Below are 19,855 nucleotides of genomic sequence, written 5' to 3'. Positions count from 1 at the left end.
GCCTGCTATTTTTTCCAAGGTGCCAAAAGACGTAACACTAGTTCAATTCTTCAATCATCTTAATTAAGCTTGCGGCTTTTTCTTCATTAGATTTATTTTCAGAAGCTAATTGTTTTACGAATTTGTTTCCTTCATAAGTACCGCGGACTGCTTCAAAATCTTTGTCTTTTTCTTCATCAGTTCCATCAATACCAAACCCAATTTTTGATAATGCATCAAATTCCCGCTGTGCATCCTTAGCGATCATGTTGTTCAACTTAATTGAATTGTCTTTCCAATCGCTTATGATTTGCACAAAATGTTTTTGTGTCATTTCATTCAACTTAATTCCAAGCCGGGCTTCGATTAACTTCAATCCCCAATTCCATTCAGCTTCATTATAATTGTTGAAAATTAATTTTAGCCGGCTCTGTAACTCATCAACATTTATTACTTTTGCATCTGCAATTTCCGCAAGAAGATTTTGAATAACCGTTGAAGGTGCAAGCAATCCGGAAACATCCACCCAATCAGAAATATTTTCTGTTACATTTTCTGACAGCTTTAATTTCAATTCTTCAATCTTCAAGACCGGGGCAACACCATTCAATTTTGCCATCAGGCACTTGCCCATAAAAATCTTAATTCCCATTTCGTAATATTTAGTGCTGGTTCTAAGCATTAACCGGTTAATGTGCAATCCGCCATAAGAAACATACTCTTGCTCCTTTGAAGCCTTTTCATATAACTCTTGAAGGATCTTATTTGCTTTTACCATCTTTCCAACGGTGAACGGGCTGAATAAATCGAAATGAATCAAGTCGAGTTTTTCAGAATCTTTTCGTCTATCTCTCGCAGGCCATTTTTCGCTGTCGCGTTTCGTCCCAACAGTAAGCAGATTCATTGCAGGAGTTAGAACTGTTTTTCCATTTTCCTCGTTGATGTATGAGAATGGAAAATTTGTGCAATCAAAATTTGTGTAATGCTTTCCGATTACAGCGGAGAAAGCGCCGACCCTGCTTTCCCAAAGCATATAACTGAATGAACCAGTTTTAGAACCGCGTTCAAGTATTCCCTGATGCAATGGTCCAAGTTTGTACATATGGTTACTTTGATTTGTCCCGCTTCCCGCATTAAAGAAAGAAAACAATCCGGCAATCATTAATGTTGATTTGTGATGTGTAACAGTATAAGGACCAGCAAACAATGCCACGGCTTCACCATGGAATCCTTCGCAGTTGGCAAAGAAGGCTGAGTTTTCCGCCGAGTATTGTTTCCCCAAAGTAACGCCCTGTCCAACAAAACATTTATCCAGCATTACAAAGCTGTCTATTTTTGTTCCGGTGTGAATGATGAAATCCTTTGCCAGTACACCAGTTCCAACAGAAGTTGGTGCTTCTGCTTTGCTTACAATCGTACCATTCTCTAATTTGTTTGCGCCGGTTAAAGATGCAAATGCTCCAACATTTACATTCGTAATTGAAACGCAGTTATTAATTTTGCAGCCTTCCTTAAGAATTCCTTTTGTGGAAGTTTTACCAGCAACAAATTCTTCAATCATCCTTTCAAGATTTTCAACAAGTTTCTTATCATGTCTGTAAAGAACCATAAGGTAGGCAATTTGTGATGACAGCGATTCATAGATTTTTAATCCGCGCCCGCCGCCTTCGTTAAGAATTTCTAATTCAACCCCATTGCCAAAACTACTTTTGCCGGTAACAACTAATGTTTGAACATTTTCAACAACGACATTCTTTTCTATTTCATAGTTTGCCAGTGTGCAAATGTTGGAAAGATAAACATCATCTCCGATTGTGCAGTTATGAACAGAACAGTTATAAATTCCGGAAAGTTTTTCTAAACCACTGGCGAATGAAATTGTCTTTTGGAATTCTCCTAAAAAATTTTCTCCGCTAAAGTTTACGTTCCGTATTCTTTCCGGAAGAAATTTTTCTTTAACCTGAATTTTTGTCCATTCTGTTGCAGAGCAACCTTGATTTGTTAGTGTTTTGATTTCTGATTCGGTAAGATTTCTGAAGTTCATAAATTTATCCTGCTATTGGTTCTGAATTAAAAAATAAAATTCGGAATGAACTGCGTTGGAAGTTCAATTGGATCCAACTGATTCTCGCCACAGTTCATTGGAAGTAATATTTTATTTACAATTAATATTAAAGTTTAGCTTACAATTCCGGCAAATTTTCAATTGCTTCTTTTTCAATCTCCTTAAAATATTTTACTGTTCCCACCTTCAATTCGTATGTAGCTTCTTCATCGCAAACAATAATTCCTTTTTTATGAAGCTGAAGTGCCGAGATATTCCACATATGATTAACACCTTCTTCCACAGCTTTCTGAAGCGCCCTGGTTTTTGAATGACCACCAGCAACCACAAGAACTTCTTCCGCATCCATTACTGTTCCTATCCCAACTGTTAAAGCAAGCTTAGGAACTTTAGAAATATCATTCTTAAAAAATTGAGAGTTGGCAAGGATGTTTTCATAAGTAAGTGTTTTAATCCTGGTTCTTGAAGAAAGCGATGAACCAGGTTCGTTAAAGGCAATGTGTCCATCCGGTCCAATGCCACAAAAGAAAAGATTAATTCCGCCTGAAGAAATAATTTTTTCTTCGTATTCAGAACATTCTTTCTCAAGATCGGAAGCATTGCCATTTAGCATATTAATATTCTCGCGCGGAATATCGATATGATTAAACAAATTTGAATACATCATGTAATGGTAACTCCCGGGATTATCTTCAGGGCATTTAACGTACTCATCCATATTAAATGTAATTACATTTTGGAAAGATATTTTTCCTTCTTCATGCAGATTTACAATCTGTTGGAAAGTGCCAAGAGGCGAGGTTCCGGAAGGAAGCCCAAGCACAAATGGTTTTTCAGGAGTAGGATTAAAATCACTGATTCTCTTTGCAATATAATATGCAGTCCATTTGCTAAGTGCCTGGTAGTTATCGTGAATTATAATTCTCATAAAAAATCTCCTTAACTAATTTTAAAATTTAAATAGACTAAGGTGACCAATACATCTAATAACAATTTTATTAGTCTATAATTACAGCATAATCTTTGTGTCTGCTACATAACAACCGCTTCCCTTGTTTAGGACAAGCAAAGGATTTATATCCAGCTCTTTAATCTGCGGGCATTCTGCTGCAAGCTGTGAAAGTCTTTGAATGCAAATTTCGATGGCTTCAATGTCTTTCTCAACCCTTCCTCTGGCGCCTGCTAATAGTGGATACGATTTAATCTGGCGAACCATATCAGCTATAGAATCTTTGAAAACTGGTGCGATTCGAAAACTAACATCTTTAAATACTTCAACAAAAATTCCACCAAGTCCAAACATAATTACAGGACCAAAAGCCGGGTCTCTTTTAAGCCCAAGAATAACTTCCTCGCCGTTCCTTATCATCTTCTGAACGAAAATACCTTTAATAATTGCATTTGGTTTAACATTCGAAACATTTTCCTTTATGAAGCGGAAAGCATTCTCGGCATCTTCATTGCCAATTATATTTAATCTGACTCCACCTATATCAAACTTGTGGACAACATCATCAGAAATAATTTTCATTACTACGGGGTAGCCAATTTTTTCTGCAATTGCAACTGCTTCTTCCGCACTTTGCGCTAATCCACCGGGAATTAAAGGAAAGTTATATGCCTTAAGCACTTCCTCTGCTTCCGCTTCCGGAAGATAGTTTCTGCCGGCTTTAATGGCTTCATCCAAAATTGAATGAGCTTTTACTTTATCAACATCGCTAAAATTTACAATCTCCATATGCTCTTTTTTTAGTTCTGTTTTAAAACGATAGGTGCGGGCAAAAGCTCTGCACATATTTTCAGGAAGCTGGTAATGCGGAATATTTCTTCTTTGAAGTATATCGATTCCAACCGCTACATCAACTTCGCCCATAAAGGAAGTTAGTATTGGTTTATTGGATTGTCCGGCAATGTTTGCAATTTCTTCCGCAATTGTCTTGATATCAGTCATAGATTGTGGAGTTAGAATAACCATAACTCCATCCACATTTGGATCTTTTAAAGATGCTGTTAAAGCAACATTGTACCGATCTGCACGAGCATCACCGATGACATCAACTGGATTTTTAATGTTTGCAGTTTTAGGAAGACTTAACTTAAAAGTTCTTGTTGTTTCATCTGAAAATTTTGAAAGTTTCAATCCTTCCTTAATTGCCATATCTGTAGTTAGAACTCCGGGTCCGCCAGCGTTAGTAATAATTGCTATTCGGTTTCCTTGCGGTAATGGTTGATATGCAAATGCAATTGCTGTGTTAAACATTTCCTCAATATCAGTACAGCGGATTATGCCAGCCTGGGAAAAAGCGGCATCGCAGGCTTCATCACTTCCTGCAAGTGAACCGGTATGTGAAGCTGCCGCAGAAGCACCTTCAGTGGTTCTTCCTGATTTTAGGGCAAGAACCGGTTTGCCGGTTTCCGTAATAATTTCCCTCGCAACATCCATTAAAGCTGCTGCATCACTTACTTCTTCAAGGTAAAGAAGAATAACTTTTGTTTGCGGATCATCTTTTAAGTAATAAAGTAAATCGATCTCGTTTATATCTGCTTTGTTGCCAAAGCTAACAAATTTGGAAAAACCAATATGCTTTGCTCTTGCGTAATCGAGTACAGCAGTACATAACGCACCACTTTGAGAAATGAAGGCAATATTACCTTCTTCCGGCATTTGCCGTGCAAAGGAGGCGTTCATCTTACATTTTGGATCGGTGTTTATTACTCCAAGACAGTTAGGACCGATAAATGAAATTCCATATTTATCGGCAATTGCTTGTATTTGCTTTTCGCGTACTAATCCTGCGCTGCCTACCTCCTTAAATCCAGCAGAAATAATTATCATCGATTTGATACCTTTCTGCCCGCACTGCTCCATTGCCATGTGGCAAACCGAGCTTGGAAATACAAGCACTCCAAGATCGACCGGATCCTCAATATCAACCACGTATTTGTATGCTTTTATTCCGGCAACAAAACGTTCGCCTGGTGCAACAGGATAAATTATTCCCTGGAAATCATCTTTAACGATGTTCATAAATATATCAGCCGGAACGGTTCCTTTAACTTTATTTGTTCCAACAACAGCAATTGATTGTGGATAAAAAATTCTATCTACCTGCTCGCGTGTTTTAATAGTTCTTTGAGGCATATTTACCCCTTCGCTTCAACTAAAGATTTAAGAAAATCCACTGCGTCCGCAACAGATTGAACTTCAAGAGCTTTATCTTCATCCATTTGAACATCAAACTCCTCTTCAAAACCGGCAATAAGCTGAAGGCTTTGCATCGAGTCAGCACCAAGATCGAATACAAAGTTTGCTGTTGATGAAATAGTATCCGGATTAATTTTTAACACATTGCCAATTACTTTTTTAACTCTCGCTTCTACTTCTGATCTTTCCATTAGATTGAAACCTCCTTGTGTTTTTTAAATGAGGAAATTTTTGAAACGTTAATATCGAAAATAAATGTTAAAGTCAAGATGGAATTTTTATTTATTTTTTTTCCAAAGCCAGCAGCGTCTTTATTACACCAAATTTAATATGAAAGAGAGGTAATTTTTATTTAGTTTGAGCCTGTGAATGCAAATATTTTTTGAACAAACAACTATTTTTGCACAAAAGCGGGCAAAATCCGGAGTGTAATGAAAAAGTATATTTTGATAGTACCTATTTTGTTGCTGATTCTACATAATAATTTTAATGGGCAAGGGAATTTATATAAAATTTACATAAATGAATTTATGGCTTCAAACTCCAGAACAATTCTTGATGAAGACTTTAATGAATATTCTGATTGGATTGAACTTTATAACGGAGGAGAATCAGCAATAAACTTAAATGGTTTTTATCTGACAGATAATACTTTAAATCCATCTATGTGGAAAATTAAGTTTGATCTTATAGTTGCTCCAAAGGCTTTTGTTTTGTTCTGGGCGGACGGTAAAGATACACTCAACCATACTAATTTTAATTTATCTAAAGAGAAAGAGGAGATTGCACTTTTTGATTATGAATTGAAAGCAGTGGATGAAGTAAAATATGATTCGATGAGTGCAGATATTTCTTATGGTCGGTTTCCGGATGGGGATTTGAATTTGTTTTATTTCGATCATCCCACACCAAGATCTAAGAATTTAAGCGGCTCACTTGATGTAATTCCAAAACCACATTTTTCTATTCAGAGAGGATTTTATCCAATGCAGCAAACGCTTTTGCTTACCTGCGAAGATCCAACTGCTGAAATTAAATATACTCTTGATGGTGCATTACCTACAGATTCTTCTACTAACTTTTCTTTACCAATTGATCTTACCAAAACAACAGTTGTGCGTGCATTTGCAACAAAACAGGATTGTATTCCAAGTGAAGTGGTTACTAAAACATATTTTATAAATGAGCAGACAACATTGCCGGTTGTTTCGATTGCAACTGATCCTAAAAATTTTTGGGATGATAAAATTGGAATTTATGTTGTAGGCACTAATGGTGTTTCCGGTTATTGTGTAAACTCCCCGCGTAATTGGAACCGCGATTGGGAGAGACCGATTAGTCTGGAATTTTTTGAAGACGGCGGAACGCCTGGTTTTAATCTTGATGCGGGAATGAAAATAGGTGGCGGCTGCACAAGAAAATATCCTGAGAAATCTTTAGCTATTTATGCCAGGAGTGATTATGGAACCAGCAAGATTAAGTACAATATTTTCAAAGATAAACCGATGCAAAGTGTAAATAATATTTTGCTTAGGAATACCGGGCAGGATTGGTGGCGTACGCTAATCCGCGATGGACTTATGCACACAATCTTAATAGGTCAGATGGATATTGAAAGACAAGCGTATCGTCCAGCAATTGTTTTTTTAAACGGAGAGTATTGGGGAATCCACGATATAAGAGAAAAACATAACGAGCATTATCTGGAATCGAATTTTGGAATTAATCCGGATAGCGTTGATATTCTGGTTGATAATGCCGACGTGAAAAACGGTAAAGCCGATCACTATAAAAACCTCATCAGTTTTATAAAGTCTAACGATATTAAACAATCCGCCAATTATGAATATGTTAAAACTCAGATGGATGTTGATAATTATATCAATTACCAGATTGCGGAAATTTATTATGCTAATATTGATTGGCCCGGTGGAAATATAAAATACTGGCGTCCACAAAAACCGGGTGCAAAATGGCGGTGGATTTTGTTCGATACTGATTTGGGATTTGGCGCCCACCAGCAGGGGCAGTACAACAGCAACTCATTGGAAAACGCAACCTCTCCGGTGGAAACTTATTATGCAAATCCACCCTGGTCTACATATTTGCTGCGAACACTTTTATCAAACACAGATTTCAAAAATGATTTTGTACAGCGGTTTGCAATGTACATGAATACAACTTTCAAAGCAGAAAGACTGAAACCTATTATCGATAGCATAATTGCAGTTGTTGCCAAAGAAGTTCCCAGACATAAAGCTATGTGGCCAGAATCGATGTCTTTCGGACCTACCTGGGAAAGCCAGTTAAACATTGTATATGAATTTGCTGAGAAGCGATCAGGCTTTGTGATTGATCATTTAAAAAATAAATTTGGTATCTCGGGAACAGCTAACCTTGCAATAAAAAATCCTGAATTGAACAAAGGAAAAATCTTTGTTAACACAGTTGAAGTTAAAGATGGAAATTTTACTGGTATCTTCTTCAAAGAAATTCCAATTCACCTTAAGGTCGTTCCAAATGCGGGATATAAGTTTACTGGCTGGAGCGGAGTTACAAACTCAACTTCAGATTCAATTGCTGTTGTTATTTCAGGGGATTCCGAAATAACCGCATCTTTTGAAGTTGAAACATCAGTCCAAAATGAAATTGAAAAATATGATTTCAAACTTGAACAGAATTATCCTAACCCGTTTAATCCAGTTACAATTATAAATTACGAATTAGGAATTACGAGTAATGTAACGTTGAAAGTATTTGACATACTAGGAAACGAAATAGCTACTCTTGTTAATGAAGAAAAACCTGCAGGAAGTTATCGGGTGGATTTTGATGCAAGTAAACTTTCGAATGGTATATATTTTTATCAAATAAAAACCGCTTCATTTGTTCAGACAAGAAAGATGATACTGTTGAAATGATTTTATAATGAAGAATGTAAAATGTATAATGAGGAAAAATTTATCCTCATTATACATTATGAATTATACATTCTACATTTTTTCCAAAACCACCGCTGTTCCATAGGCAAGAACTTCTGTAACTCCGGACATTACTTCATTTGCATCATACCGGAAACCTATAACGCTGTTCGCCCCGATTTCTTCGGCATGTTTAAGCATCATCTCAAAAGAATCCCGGCGTGTTTTTTCGCAAAGTTCTGTAAGAAGAGTGATGTTTCCACCAAAAAGCGTTTGAAGCCCGGCGCCTATTGTTCCGAATATTGATCTTGAACGAACAACTATACCTTTAACAACCCCAAGGTTTTGTTTTACACGGTAACCATCAATGGCAAATGCTGTGGTGATTAAATTGTGGTCCATGAGTATACTCCAAATTATTTGAAAATTGCATTACAAGATTTTCTAAATGCAATATTAAACACGGCTTTAATCAATTGCAATTACAAGTTTGCAATTAATGCCGACTTAGAATAATGTTAGATGCACAATTAATAGAAACATTTTTTACTAAATAATTGTATTTTAATACACGAATAATCTATAGAATATTGAGGAAAAGATGAAAGAAAAATTGACAATAGAAAAACTTATTGAAGAAGCGAAATTATTTTGCAATCAAGAGTCAAATTATGATAACGCAGACCTGTATGGTGTAACGGATGGTAAAGCTGTAGGAACTTTTATTGAGCATAAGTTTGGTAATTATTTAGATGAGAAGTACATCTACACAAAAGGTTCTTCCGCTAATGGAATTGATTTTCCTTCTGAAGAAATTTACACTGATATAAAAGTAACTTCGATTAAACAACCTCAATCATCTTGCCCATTTAAATTTGCAAAACAAAAAATTTACGGTCTTGGATATAATATTTTGGTGTTCATATATGATAAGAAAGATGATCCGATTAACAAAGTTGCAAAACTAGATTTCGTAAGTTGTACGTTTATTAAAAAAGAAAGAACGGCAGATTATCAAACAACATTATCATTACGGCAGATGATTGAAAATAAAGCAAACTCAGATGACATAATTGGTTATCTTATGGATAGAAACATACCGGCTGATGAAATAACGTTAAATCAATTAGCTGAAGAAATACTTAAAAACACTCCGGTCCAAGGATATCTTACCATAAGCAATGCCTTGCAATGGCGATTGCAATATGGTAGAATTGTTATGCTAAAAGACAAAGTTGACGGAATTATAAGGATAGTAGATAAAGTTAATGGAAATGAATAAGATATCAATAAGTTCCAAAATTTATAGTTTTTTTGAGGAGAACATATATTTAGAACAAAATTATCAAAATGCGAATGAGAAAATATATTCAGTTTGTGGTATAAAGGATTTTTTCCCTTCCGATGAAGATTTTTTGAAAGTTAAAAACAGACTCAAATCCCATCAAAATTTAGTAAAAGATGATAGTCGAATTGAGTATGGTGATTTTCAAACACCTAAATCATTGGCTGACCTAGTAATACGTAGAATTTTAGAAAATAAATTTATCCCTACTGTTATTCTTGAACCAACTTGCGGAAAGGGAAATTTCATACTAGCAGTTTTAAAACAAACAACTACTTTTATAAAATTCTACTGCATAGAAATCTACAAACCATATATTTGGATTTCTAAGTTTAACATTTTAGATCATTTTCTGAACTCAACAGACAGAACCGTTCCTCACATTGAATATTTACATCAAAATATTTTCGATCTGCAATTAAACGAGATAGTTAAATTAGACAACAATGATTTGCTACTCATTGTAGGAAATCCTCCCTGGGTTACAAATACTCAATTAGGAATACTTAATTCTGATAATTTACCGAAGAAATCAAATTTTAAAGGGCATAATGGATTTGAGGCAATAACCGGGAAAGGCAATTTTGATATTGCTGAATATATTAGCTTAATGTTGTTGAAAGCCTTTTCAAATGTCAATGGTGAATTTGCATTTTTACTCAAGAACATTGTTGTAAAAAACCTTATTAATGATCAGAACTATAATAGATTTAGAATTAGCAACATCTCACAACTAAGTATAGACGCCAAAAAAGAATTTAATGTTTCTGCCGATGCTTCTTTATTTTACTGTAGATTAAATTCTGAACCTGAATATCAATGTCTTCGTTCTTCAATTTATGATACTAACGGTAAATCAAAAGATTATTTTGGCTATGTGGATGGTAAATTTGTATCTAGCATCAACACATATCACAGATATAAAAAATATGATGGTAAATCTACTTTGGTTTGGCGACAAGGAGTAAAACACGATTGCTCCAAAATAATGGAATTAGAAAAAATTAATAATCATTTCCTTAACCAAAATAATGAAGAAGTTTTTCTTGAAGAAGATTTAGTTTATGGATTGCTGAAAAGTTCTGACCTTAATAAAGATGTAATTGATACAACACGAAAGTATACTATTATAACTCAGAAAAAAATAGGAGAAGACACATCTTATATTGCTGAAAAATATCCTCAAACGTTTACATACTTAGAAAGTAATAAAGAATACTTTGATGCGAGAAAATCAAAAATTTATAAAGATAAAACTTCCTTCTCGATTTTCGGAATAGGCGAGTATTCATTTTATAAATATAAAGTTGCAATTTCTGGTTTATACAAACAGACCAAATTTTCACTTATACTTCCTTTAAATAATAGAACTATTATGTTAGATGATACTTGCTATTTCATTGGTTTTGATAATATCATTGACGCAATTATAATCCTTCTAGCATTGAATCACGAAACCACACAAGAATTTTTTAACTCTCTAATATTTTTTGATTCTAAAAGAGTTATTACAAAAGATATTTTGATGAGAATTGATCTTGTCGCAATCTTGAATAATATCCCCTTCACCTATTTTGAGCAATTAACTAGAACAAACTATAATAACCTTTGTGAACAAATTACTATACAAATGTTTGAAAATATTCTAGAAAAGATATCAAATAAGAATTTAGTCCCAATACAAGCAGAACTCTTTTAACAATAATAAATGCACCTAACAAGTTCTTCCGTTTCGGCTTTGTTGTGTAGCATAGTTTGTGGAAGAAAGTTTGTTCTAATTAAAAATTTAATTAACAAGTCTGCATTGTAGTTCTGGGCTGCGCCTTAGCCACAACTTCGTTATCTTAAAGAACATCATGGAATTGTTGGTTAAATAATTAACTTTACCAAGTATTTATTTAAGGAATCTGGACCAAAATCTTAATCCTGCTCTTTTAATAAAAATTTGTAACTTAGTAAGGTCAAGATTAGGATTGAGATAAAAGTGAAATTCGCTTTATCCGTATTTACCGGAAATATAATCTTCGGTTAGCTTTTGGGCTGGTCTGGTAAAAATATTTTTTGTGTTGTTGAATTCAATCATCTTACCTAATAACATATATCCCGTATAATCGGAAACCCGCGATGCCTGCTGCATATTATGCGTTACAATTACGATTGTATAATTCTTCTTTAATTCAATCATCAGTTCTTCAATTTTCATTGTTGCAATTGGATCCAACGCCGAGCATGGTTCATCCATCAAAATAACTTCCGGCTGCACAGCTAATAATCTTGCAACACACAAGCGCTGCTGTTGATCTAATGGCAATTCCAAAGCAGATTGATCAAGTTTATCTTTAACCTGATCCCAAAGCCAGGCACCGTTTAAACTTTTTTCTGCAATTTCATTTAATTTATTTTTGTTTCGGACTCCAGCCACTTTTAAACCATAAACTACATTATTATATATCGAGAGAGGAAAAGGATTCGGTCGCTGGAAAACCATACCAACTCTTGTTCTTAGTTCAGTTACTTCCAATGATGAATTATAAATATCAGTATCATCCAGAAGAACACTACCGGTTATTTTAACTCCGTTGATCAAATCGTTCATTCTGTTCAGACAGCGCAGCAATGTTGATTTACCACAACCGGAAGGACCGATCAGAGCTGTAATTATATTTTTCTGAACTGAGAGATCAACGGATATTAAAGCCTGGAATTTACCGTAGTATAAATCCAGGTTGCTTACTTCAATTTTATTTGTAGGTGCTAATAAACTATCCATACTTATCCAAATCTTCCGGTGATGTAATCATTTGTTTCTGTTTTCTTTGGTGCAGTAAAAATTTGCCTGGTTATTCCAATTTCAATTAATTCTCCCATTAGAAAAAAAGCTGTATTATCAGATACTCTTGCGGCTTGCTTTGTATTGTTTGTAACTAAAATTATTGTGTATTCATGTTTTAATACAGTTAAAGCATCTTCAATCTTAGCTGTAGAAATTGGATCTAAACCAGAGCAAGGTTCATCAAGAAGAATTACATCGGGTTCCATTGCAAGTACACGTGCAAGACAAAGCCGTTGCTGTTGCCCGCCGGAAAGCCGCATTCCCGATGTCTTCAATCTGTCTTTAACTTCATCCCAAAGGTAAGCCGCTGTTAAACTTTTTTCCACCAGTTCTTCTAACAGTTTTTTATCGTTAATGCCGGATAACCTTGGACCATAAACAACGTTTTCAAAAATACTCATCGGCAGAGGAACCGGCATTGCAAAGACCATCCCAACCTTTTTCCGTAATGCAACCACATCGTAATCCGGTTGATAAATATCTATTCCATCTAATTGAATTTTGCCTTCTATTCGTGAGCCAGTTTCCAGATCATTCATGCGGTTTAACGCGCGCAAAAAAGTAGTTTTGCCGGAACCGGCTGGACCTATGATTCCCAAAATATTATTCGAGGGAATCTCAAAGGTAATTTGTTTTAAAACTTTCTCTTTGTTAAAATAAAAATTAAGATCTTGTATGTTGAATTTTGTACTCATCAAATAACCAATAAATTTAACTTCTCTTTGCAATGAACCGGTTCATTAACCAGTAAGCAGTAAGATTAACTAAAAGCACAGCAATTATAAGTGCGGCGGCAGTACCGTATGCGTTTTCTGAAGAAATACCTTCCCGCGCCAAAATGTAAAAGTGAACCGCCATCGTTCGGGTTGAATCGAGAAGTGAAGTGGGAATTCGTAACGATGAGCCTGCTGTAAATATCACCGCAGCAGTTTCACCAATAGAGCGACCAATGCTTAACATAATTCCAGTTACAATGCCGGGTAAGGCATTTGGTAAAATAACTTTTTTAACTGTCTGCCAGCTTGTAGCGCCCAAAGAAAAACTTACTTCGCGGTAAGATTTTGGTACTGCTCTTATCGCTTCTTCCGAAGTACGAATAATTGTTGGCAAAATCATTACAGCTAATGTTAATCCGCCGGAAAGAATAGACCATCCGAATCCAAGCGTAATTACAAAAAAGATATATCCAAATAAACCAAAAATGATTGATGGAATGCCGGCAAGGCAATCTGTTCCGAAGCGAATAATTTTAGTTGCTCTTGTTTCTCTGGTATATTCAGAAAGATATACCGAGGTGAAAATTCCAAGTGGAGTAGCAATAATAATTGCCAGTAACGGCAATAAAATAGTACCCAGTAAGGTTGGAAAAATTCCACCGGCTCTGCCCATCTCCTCTGGATTACTAGTTAGAAACTTTAGGCTGATGACGGGTAAACCTTTCTCCAAAATAAAGAAGATGATGAAAATTAAAATCATCAGCGTTAAGACAGTTGCTCCGCCCAAAATAGCAACAGCACCTCTTTGTGTATATCGCGGGTGAATTCTCATTTCTTTACCAGCCTCTTTCTTAATGCAACACTGGCTATCGAGTTAAGTATTATTATTCCAACAAATAAAACAACTCCGGTTGCAAACAGGGCTTCGCGATGGACACCAGTGGCAAAGCTCATCTCTAAAGCAATATTTGCCGTTAATGTTCTTACAGAATCTAAAGCTGAATGCGGAAAGTTTACAGAATTTCCTGCGACCATAATTACAGCCATCGTTTCGCCAATGGCACGACCCATTCCAAGAATAATACTTGCGATAATTCCAGACTTAGACGCTCTGATTGTAACCATATGAATGGTTTGCCATGTTGTAGCGCCAAGTGCTAATGAACCTTCCCGGTAGGATTGCGGAACAGCTAAAATTGAATCGATTGAAATGCTGATAACAGTTGGAAGAATCATAATCCCCAGGATGATGGAACCTGCTAAAAGCGAGAGACCTGGTCCTCCAAAATAGTTTCGGATAAGCGGAGCAAGTACCATCACTCCAATAAATCCATAAACGACCGATGGAATAGCTGCCAGGAGTTCAATTATTGGTTTAACAATTCGCATTACTGAACGCGGAACATATTCACTAAGGAATAATGCTCCGGCAACTCCTAATGGTGCACCAACTATCATTGCACCAAAAGTAACCCATAATGAAGCCGCAATCATGGGATAGATACCGAATTTACCTAACTGTGGCTGCCATTCAGATGAAAATAGAAAATCCTTTATACCATACCGGAAGATAAATGGTAAACCTTCATTGATGATAAACAGAGCAATCAACAGCAGTGCGGAAATTGCTGAAAAAGCAGTTGCCATCAGAATTCGTTTTACTCCTTTTTCACCAATCAACTTCATCAAATACCCGGGTAGATAAAAATCATATTATTTGATTGGTAAAAGACCACTTGATTTAATGGTTTGCTGTCCTTCAGCAGAAAGAATGTAATCGATGAAATTCTTTATTTCACCTTGAAGGCTTCCTTTAACAAGAAGATATATTGGTCTTACTAATTTATAATTTCCGGAAAGAATTGATTCTGATGTACATTCCTGTCCGTCAACTCTAAGAGCTTTGATTTTTTCGTTAATCAAACCATGAGAAAGATACCCAATTGAGTTTGCGTCATTTGCTACGGTCTCACGAATAGTACCGTTGGAATCCTGAATCAACGCTTCTTTTTTTAGAATTACATCTTTAACAATCTGCTCAAACGATGATCTTGTTCCTGAGCCAGCTTCTCGCGACACAACTGTAATTGGAATATCATCACCACCAACTTCTTTCCAATTGGAAATTTTACCATTAAAAATATCGCGCACCTGATCGGTAGTTAGATCGGTAATTTTATTTTTTGGATTAACCACCATGGCAATTCCATCCTGTGCAACAGCAGTTGCGGTTAAGGCTTTCGCTTCAGCGGGTAACACAACCAAATCCGCCATTCCAATTTCTGCCGCACCGGAATTTGCGGATTGAATACCCACTGCCGAGCCGCCGCCTTGAACAGTTATATTAATGTTATTGTTGATTTTCATGTATTCGTCTGCAAGTTTTTCTGCAAATGGCTGAAAAGCCGTAGAACCCGCTAATGTAATTGATGTTTTTCCTTTTCCGCATCCCCACATTATAGCAATTGATAGAAGGAGTAAAAACGGGATGTAAATTTTCTTTGTCATCGGACTCACCTTTTACATTTTTAAAATGGTTAAAAACTTAGTTTATGGTATTATTAGTTAGCTTTCATTTTGTAGTCATAAATTTACATTAATTTTGGTTCTTAAAAAAAACATCATTTAAATATTTCCCCGTAAAAATTGGCGGGAAATTTTAGAAATACTTAACCTAATGCCACAACTTGATAAAGCCAAAGATAATTGCAAATAACAATTTAGCAATTGAACAATTATTGCCGTCTTGAATTGAATTCCCTTTCACCCAACTATTTTAGTTGTTGCCAATTTAGGTAAGTATTTTCTTGAATATAGCAACATCAATTGTTTATTTTACCTTCATTAAATAAAAAGTTACAGAAAAATATAAACTCTTATCATTTTTTGCTGGAGTAATTAGCATGAAAAATTCTTGGATACTAATTTTGTTTTTAATTGTTACTTCCCAATTTGTAAAAGGTGAAGAAATGAGTTTACCGATAGTTCCAACCCCGCAAATTGTTAATAACGCGGCAGGTTACTTTAATCTTACTTCAAACATCAAAATTATTTTGAAGGGAGAAAAACAGGACGTGAATAATTTTTCCGCAGTAAAGATCCGGAAGACATTAATGGAATCTGCAGGTATTAATGCGCAAATAGAACAGAGCCGCAATGAAGAAAAAAATATTATTCTAAATCAATCTGATTTCCCGGACCAGGTTAAAAATATAATTCCTGCCGGAAAATTAGATGAAAGTTATTTATTAGTGATTGATGAAAAGGGTATAACTGTTCAAGCGCCCACACCGAAAGGAATATTTTACGGAACAATGAGTTTAATCCAGTTGCTGGAGAAAGCCGGTAAAAATCCACTTAGCGCAATACAAATAATTGATTGGTCCGATATGAAGGTGAGAGGAATTTCCGACGACATAAGCCGCGGACAGGTTTCTACACTGGATAATTTTAAAAAGATAATTTCTTTTCTTGCCCGTTATAAGATGAACGTTTATATGCCGTACATCGAAGATATGATTCAATTCGAATCTTATCCATCAATTGGAAAAGGAAGAGGTGCGTTAACAAAAGATGAAATTAAGGAATTGGTTAACTTTGCCTCTGAAAATTTTGTTGAGATCATTCCAATTTTCCAAACACTTGGGCATTATGAAAATATTCTTTCGCAAAAGGAATATTTGAAATACGCCGAGTTCCCCGGTGCGGCTTGCTTGAATGTTTCGAATGATTCGACTTACATTTTTCTTGAAAATATGTTGAAGGAAGTTTTTGAGCTATTTCCTTCAGAATATTTTAATATGGGAGCAGATGAAAGTCACGATGTTGGATTAGGATATAGTAAATATCTTGTAGATCAATCCAGTTTGGGTAAGGTTCACCTGGAACATTATAAAAAAGTGTATGCAATTGTTAAGAAGTATGGCAAAAAAGTTATAATGTATGGCGACGAACTCCTGAATCATAAAGACAATCTTAAAGAACTACCGAAAGATATAATTGTTATTGACTGGCATTACCGTCCTGATGGTGATTATCCTTCTACAAAAATTTTTCAGGAAGCGGGATTTGAATATTATGTTTCTCCCTCGGTCTGGAATTTTCAAACAACTTTTCCAGTTCAGGCAAACGCTATTCCGAATATTAAAAATATTATTATGGCAGGACTTGAAAATAGTTCTACCGGAATAATAAACTCCAACTGGGGAGATTATGGCGCAGAAACATTTAAAGAATTGAACTACTTTGGTTATGCCTGGTCTGCTCAATGTGCATGGAATTATAAAGCCAGCGATGAAGATAAATTTTACCATGACTTTCTTTATGATTTCTTCGGTACTGATGATCCACGATTAACCAGCATTTATAAAACGTTTACTAATCCCGCAAGTTATATTGTATGGCACGAAGCATGGCGGCATCCGCTGCTTCCATTACGGACTCAAAATTGGTGGGAAGCTAAAATGCAACCTGATGAAAAAATTGCATCAATCAAAACCATTCTACCTAAGTGCGAAAAGGAACTGACTGATTTACATTCCGTAGTTAAAAATAATTTAGATCAATTAATCATCCTGGAGTTTCTGGTTCAATTCGATTACTGGTATAAAGATAAATTGCAAACTCAAATAAAATTAAATGAGTTTATGCTTAACAAACAGAAGAATTCGGAAGAATTAAAAGAAATGATTGACCAGAATGTTTCTTCGCTTAAAAAATTAAAAGATGAATATAAATTTATCTGGTTGAAGTATTACAAGCCGGAAAATCTTTGGATGATTGAAGATAAATTCAACCGGCTTATTAGTTACTTTGAAGAAACAAAAAACCAAGTAACAGATGGTGAATTAAAGAATCCGCAGTTAGCCAGCAAATGGATTTATGTTAAAACTGGCGATACAACCTTTTCCAGGTCGGCACGATTCAAAAAGAATTTTACAATATCAGAAATTCCGCAAACAGCACATCTTCAGCTTTTGGGGGATACGTATGCTAAACTTTACATCAACGGAAATTTTGTTGACGAAGTTTATGCAAGACGCTCTCTTTCGCTTTGGAGTGAGTATAAAAGAATTAAATTTCTTGATATTGCAAAATATCTGAAGAAAGGTGAAAACGAAATTGTTGTTGAAGTTAAGAATTACAACCGCACCGGTTCTGCAGGATTTAATTTAATCTCGCAAATTGAAACAGGTAATTCCACTCTTGAAATATTAAGTGATGAAAGCTGGCAGGGACAGGATCTTTCCGATAATACAGATAGCTGGAACAGCACGGTAATTAAAGATTATCCTTTCATTATTACTGCGCCAAACTTTAAGACCGGAAGATCAAGCTGGATCGAGAGATAGACGAGTTTTTATAATTGTGGATGCGAAATTCAATCCAATAGTTTTGTGAACATAATCCCGCTAGCGGGATGAACAATTCTGTCAAGGAATGGGAGTCTGTCCGAGAACTTAGATTTGTTAAATTAATTTTCACAATATTGCATTTAAATAATTTATAACCCCCTCTTATTGGATTTTTATTCTTGCAATACTAGTTCTCGGACAGACTCATGGTTCTTGACAGCCAAGGAAATTTTAGGAGAAAATGATGAAAAATATAATTATTTGTTTTTTTATTCTCTTCTTCCTTTATGTGAAAACATATAGCCAAGAAATGGAATTAAGAACCATACTTGATAAAGAGGAATATCTGGAAGGGGAAGTAATAGTAGTTTTATTGGAAATAAAAAACATAGGTGTTTCGGCAATCTATATTGAAGAACCAGTATTTTCACAGGAGGCAACAAGAGTAGATATTCAAGTATTAGATGAACTTAATAAAAGATTAAAAAAAGTTGAAAATTACAATGTTGTAATGAAAGATTTTTTATCAAAGGGAAGTAAATTACTACCTGGAGAAACAAAATATCTTACAATGTGGCTATCTGATTGGTATGGTAACGATCCAAGAATTGGAACAGGATATACATATTTCAAAAAATCATTTTTACCAGGTAAATATCAAATGCGCGTTAAATACAATTATGTTGATTATGATAGCCCAGGGGAATTTATAGAAAATAAAATGAAAAAAGATTTTTTTTCTGAATGGGTACAGTTCAAAGTAAAACATCCTACTGAAGAAACAGACATTTTAGCCTTAAAAGAAATGAAAATTCTAGAATACAAATACAACGATAAAAAACCATATGAAAAAACTAAAAAAGAATTATTAAAAAAGGAGATTTTAAATCTTTTTGAAAAATATTATACTAGTAATTATTTACCGTCCTTTTATCAGCTACTCAATAAAATATATCGGTTTGAAAAAGACAAAAGTACACTTGAAAAAATATTTTTAAAATTATTAAAAAAATTTCCAGATTCATATATAACATTAAATGCACTAAGTTTTTATAATAAATACAATAAAGAGTTATTTAATTCGAAAGAGATACAAGAACAACTAACTCCAATAATCAAAAAGAATGTAGAAAGACTGAATAAAAAGTTTGAACAAGGCAAAATTAAATAGAAGGGGTTATTAAATGAAAAAATATTTATTCATATACTTAATTACTTGTTTTTCTCGGCTGTCAAAGTCCACACCTTGACAGGAGCAAATAACTTAACTCAGAACAAATTTTTTTGTTACTACAATCATATAATTTTTTTTGCATTTTCTCACCTTTAACTTGTATTTTATTTCGGGAATAGTATATTTGCCCTTAGCTTCTTAGTCTGTAAATTCGAAATCCATCTCCTTTTTTAGTATAATTATAAAGTCAATTTGAGTATAGG

15 protein-coding genes are annotated in these 19,855 nt (G+C 34.8%); 5 read left to right on the top strand and 10 right to left on the bottom strand.

The window, feature by feature from the left end; genetic code table 11:
• Positions 1-37: 37 nt before the first annotated feature.
• The 4 genes from NTX22_09900 to NTX22_09885 all read right to left on the bottom strand — a co-directional run bounded on the left by NTX22_09900 (position 38) and on the right by NTX22_09885 (position 5,440).
• Entirely contained in the window at positions 38-2,023 is a 1,986-nt protein-coding gene (locus NTX22_09900) for a DUF4954 family protein (GenBank protein MCX6150826.1), read from the bottom strand.
• Between the two features lie 139 nt (positions 2,024-2,162).
• Positions 2,163-2,972 (bottom strand): glucosamine-6-phosphate deaminase, encoded by an 810-nt coding sequence (nagB, locus tag NTX22_09895; GenBank protein ID MCX6150825.1) that lies wholly within the window; start codon positions 2,970-2,972, stop codon positions 2,163-2,165.
• An 81-nt stretch (positions 2,973-3,053) separates the two neighbouring features.
• A complete protein-coding gene (locus tag NTX22_09890) occupies positions 3,054-5,186 on the bottom strand; it encodes an acetate--CoA ligase family protein (GenBank protein MCX6150824.1) in 2,133 nt (710 codons plus the stop codon).
• 2 nt (positions 5,187-5,188) lie between these two features.
• Positions 5,189-5,440 carry a phosphopantetheine-binding protein gene (locus NTX22_09885; GenBank protein ID MCX6150823.1) on the bottom strand — a complete coding sequence of 84 codons (252 nt, stop codon included), beginning with the start codon at positions 5,438-5,440 and terminating at the stop codon, positions 5,189-5,191.
• A 240-nt stretch (positions 5,441-5,680) separates the two neighbouring features.
• On the opposite strand from NTX22_09885, the gene NTX22_09880 reads away from it, so the two are divergent.
• Positions 5,681-8,170, top strand: coding sequence for a CotH kinase family protein (locus NTX22_09880; protein ID MCX6150822.1), 2,490 nt, complete (start codon positions 5,681-5,683; stop codon positions 8,168-8,170).
• A gap of 72 nt (positions 8,171-8,242) precedes the next feature.
• On the opposite strand, the gene NTX22_09875 is transcribed toward NTX22_09880, so the two are convergent.
• Positions 8,243-8,572 carry a YbjQ family protein gene (locus tag NTX22_09875; GenBank protein MCX6150821.1) on the bottom strand — a complete coding sequence of 110 codons (330 nt, stop codon included), beginning with the start codon at positions 8,570-8,572 and terminating at the stop codon, positions 8,243-8,245.
• 199 nt (positions 8,573-8,771) lie between these two features.
• Between NTX22_09875 and NTX22_09870 the strand changes: the two genes are divergently transcribed.
• Positions 8,772-9,452, top strand: coding sequence for a hypothetical protein (locus tag NTX22_09870; protein MCX6150820.1), 681 nt, complete (start codon positions 8,772-8,774; stop codon positions 9,450-9,452).
• A complete protein-coding gene (locus NTX22_09865) occupies positions 9,439-11,214 on the top strand; it encodes a hypothetical protein (GenBank protein MCX6150819.1) in 1,776 nt (591 codons plus the stop codon). The genes NTX22_09870 and NTX22_09865 overlap by 14 nt, the downstream gene beginning before the upstream one ends.
• A gap of 297 nt (positions 11,215-11,511) precedes the next feature.
• On the opposite strand, the gene pstB (NTX22_09860) is transcribed toward NTX22_09865, so the two are convergent.
• Genes pstB (NTX22_09860) through NTX22_09840 form a run of 5 tightly spaced genes read right to left on the bottom strand, consistent with a single transcriptional unit; the run spans position 11,512 to position 15,572 of the window.
• The gene (gene pstB, locus NTX22_09860) at positions 11,512-12,285 is read right to left on the bottom strand and encodes a phosphate ABC transporter ATP-binding protein PstB (protein ID MCX6150818.1); all 774 of its coding nucleotides are present in this window, start codon (positions 12,283-12,285) and stop codon (positions 11,512-11,514) included.
• A gap of 2 nt (positions 12,286-12,287) precedes the next feature.
• Positions 12,288-13,043, bottom strand: a complete 756-nt coding sequence (gene pstB, locus NTX22_09855; protein MCX6150817.1) for a phosphate ABC transporter ATP-binding protein PstB — start codon at positions 13,041-13,043, stop codon at positions 12,288-12,290.
• Positions 13,044-13,059: 16 nt separating this feature from the next.
• On the bottom strand, positions 13,060-13,896 hold the full coding sequence (pstA, locus tag NTX22_09850) for a phosphate ABC transporter permease PstA (GenBank protein MCX6150816.1): 837 nt from the start codon (positions 13,894-13,896) through the stop codon (positions 13,060-13,062).
• On the bottom strand, positions 13,893-14,750 hold the full coding sequence (gene pstC, locus NTX22_09845) for a phosphate ABC transporter permease subunit PstC (GenBank protein ID MCX6150815.1): 858 nt from the start codon (positions 14,748-14,750) through the stop codon (positions 13,893-13,895). The genes pstA and pstC overlap by 4 nt, the downstream gene beginning before the upstream one ends.
• Positions 14,751-14,777: 27 nt before the next feature.
• The gene (locus tag NTX22_09840) at positions 14,778-15,572 is read right to left on the bottom strand and encodes a phosphate ABC transporter substrate-binding protein (protein ID MCX6150814.1); all 795 of its coding nucleotides are present in this window, start codon (positions 15,570-15,572) and stop codon (positions 14,778-14,780) included.
• Between the two features lie 395 nt (positions 15,573-15,967).
• Between NTX22_09840 and NTX22_09835 the strand changes: the two genes are divergently transcribed.
• Both NTX22_09835 and NTX22_09830 read left to right on the top strand, forming a co-directional pair.
• Positions 15,968-18,415 (top strand): family 20 glycosylhydrolase, encoded by a 2,448-nt coding sequence (locus NTX22_09835; protein ID MCX6150813.1) that lies wholly within the window; start codon positions 15,968-15,970, stop codon positions 18,413-18,415.
• Positions 18,416-18,662: 247 nt separating this feature from the next.
• Positions 18,663-19,589, top strand: a complete 927-nt coding sequence (locus NTX22_09830; GenBank protein MCX6150812.1) for a hypothetical protein — start codon at positions 18,663-18,665, stop codon at positions 19,587-19,589.
• Positions 19,590-19,855 lie beyond the last annotated feature (266 nt).

The sequence above is a fragment of the Ignavibacteriales bacterium genome, assembly GCA_026390815.1.
Taxonomy (GTDB): domain Bacteria; phylum Bacteroidota; class Ignavibacteria; order Ignavibacteriales; family SURF-24; genus JAPLFH01.
Note: the sequence above shows the minus strand (reverse complement) of the source record. Positions and strands in the feature narration are given on the sequence as shown.

What these genes read in the sequence shown, in the direction of transcription:
- NTX22_09900 (MCX6150826.1), bottom strand. Translation starts at nt 2,023, where the DNA reads ATGAACTTCAGAAATCTTACCGAATCAGAAATCAAAACACTAACAAAT.
- nagB (MCX6150825.1), bottom strand. Translation starts at nt 2,972, where the DNA reads ATGAGAATTATAATTCACGATAACTACCAGGCACTTAGCAAATGGACT.
- NTX22_09890 (MCX6150824.1), bottom strand. Translation starts at nt 5,186, where the DNA reads ATGCCTCAAAGAACTATTAAAACACGCGAGCAGGTAGATAGAATTTTT.
- NTX22_09885 (MCX6150823.1), bottom strand. Translation starts at nt 5,440, where the DNA reads ATGGAAAGATCAGAAGTAGAAGCGAGAGTTAAAAAAGTAATTGGCAAT.
- NTX22_09880 (MCX6150822.1), top strand. Translation starts at nt 5,681, where the DNA reads ATGAAAAAGTATATTTTGATAGTACCTATTTTGTTGCTGATTCTACAT.
- NTX22_09875 (MCX6150821.1), bottom strand. Translation starts at nt 8,572, where the DNA reads ATGGACCACAATTTAATCACCACAGCATTTGCCATTGATGGTTACCGT.
- NTX22_09870 (MCX6150820.1), top strand. Translation starts at nt 8,772, where the DNA reads ATGAAAGAAAAATTGACAATAGAAAAACTTATTGAAGAAGCGAAATTA.
- NTX22_09865 (MCX6150819.1), top strand. Translation starts at nt 9,439, where the DNA reads ATGGAAATGAATAAGATATCAATAAGTTCCAAAATTTATAGTTTTTTT.
- pstB (MCX6150818.1), bottom strand. Translation starts at nt 12,285, where the DNA reads ATGGATAGTTTATTAGCACCTACAAATAAAATTGAAGTAAGCAACCTG.
- pstB (MCX6150817.1), bottom strand. Translation starts at nt 13,043, where the DNA reads ATGAGTACAAAATTCAACATACAAGATCTTAATTTTTATTTTAACAAA.
- pstA (MCX6150816.1), bottom strand. Translation starts at nt 13,896, where the DNA reads ATGAGAATTCACCCGCGATATACACAAAGAGGTGCTGTTGCTATTTTG.
- pstC (MCX6150815.1), bottom strand. Translation starts at nt 14,750, where the DNA reads ATGAAGTTGATTGGTGAAAAAGGAGTAAAACGAATTCTGATGGCAACT.
- NTX22_09840 (MCX6150814.1), bottom strand. Translation starts at nt 15,572, where the DNA reads ATGACAAAGAAAATTTACATCCCGTTTTTACTCCTTCTATCAATTGCT.
- NTX22_09835 (MCX6150813.1), top strand. Translation starts at nt 15,968, where the DNA reads ATGAAAAATTCTTGGATACTAATTTTGTTTTTAATTGTTACTTCCCAA.
- NTX22_09830 (MCX6150812.1), top strand. Translation starts at nt 18,663, where the DNA reads ATGAAAAATATAATTATTTGTTTTTTTATTCTCTTCTTCCTTTATGTG.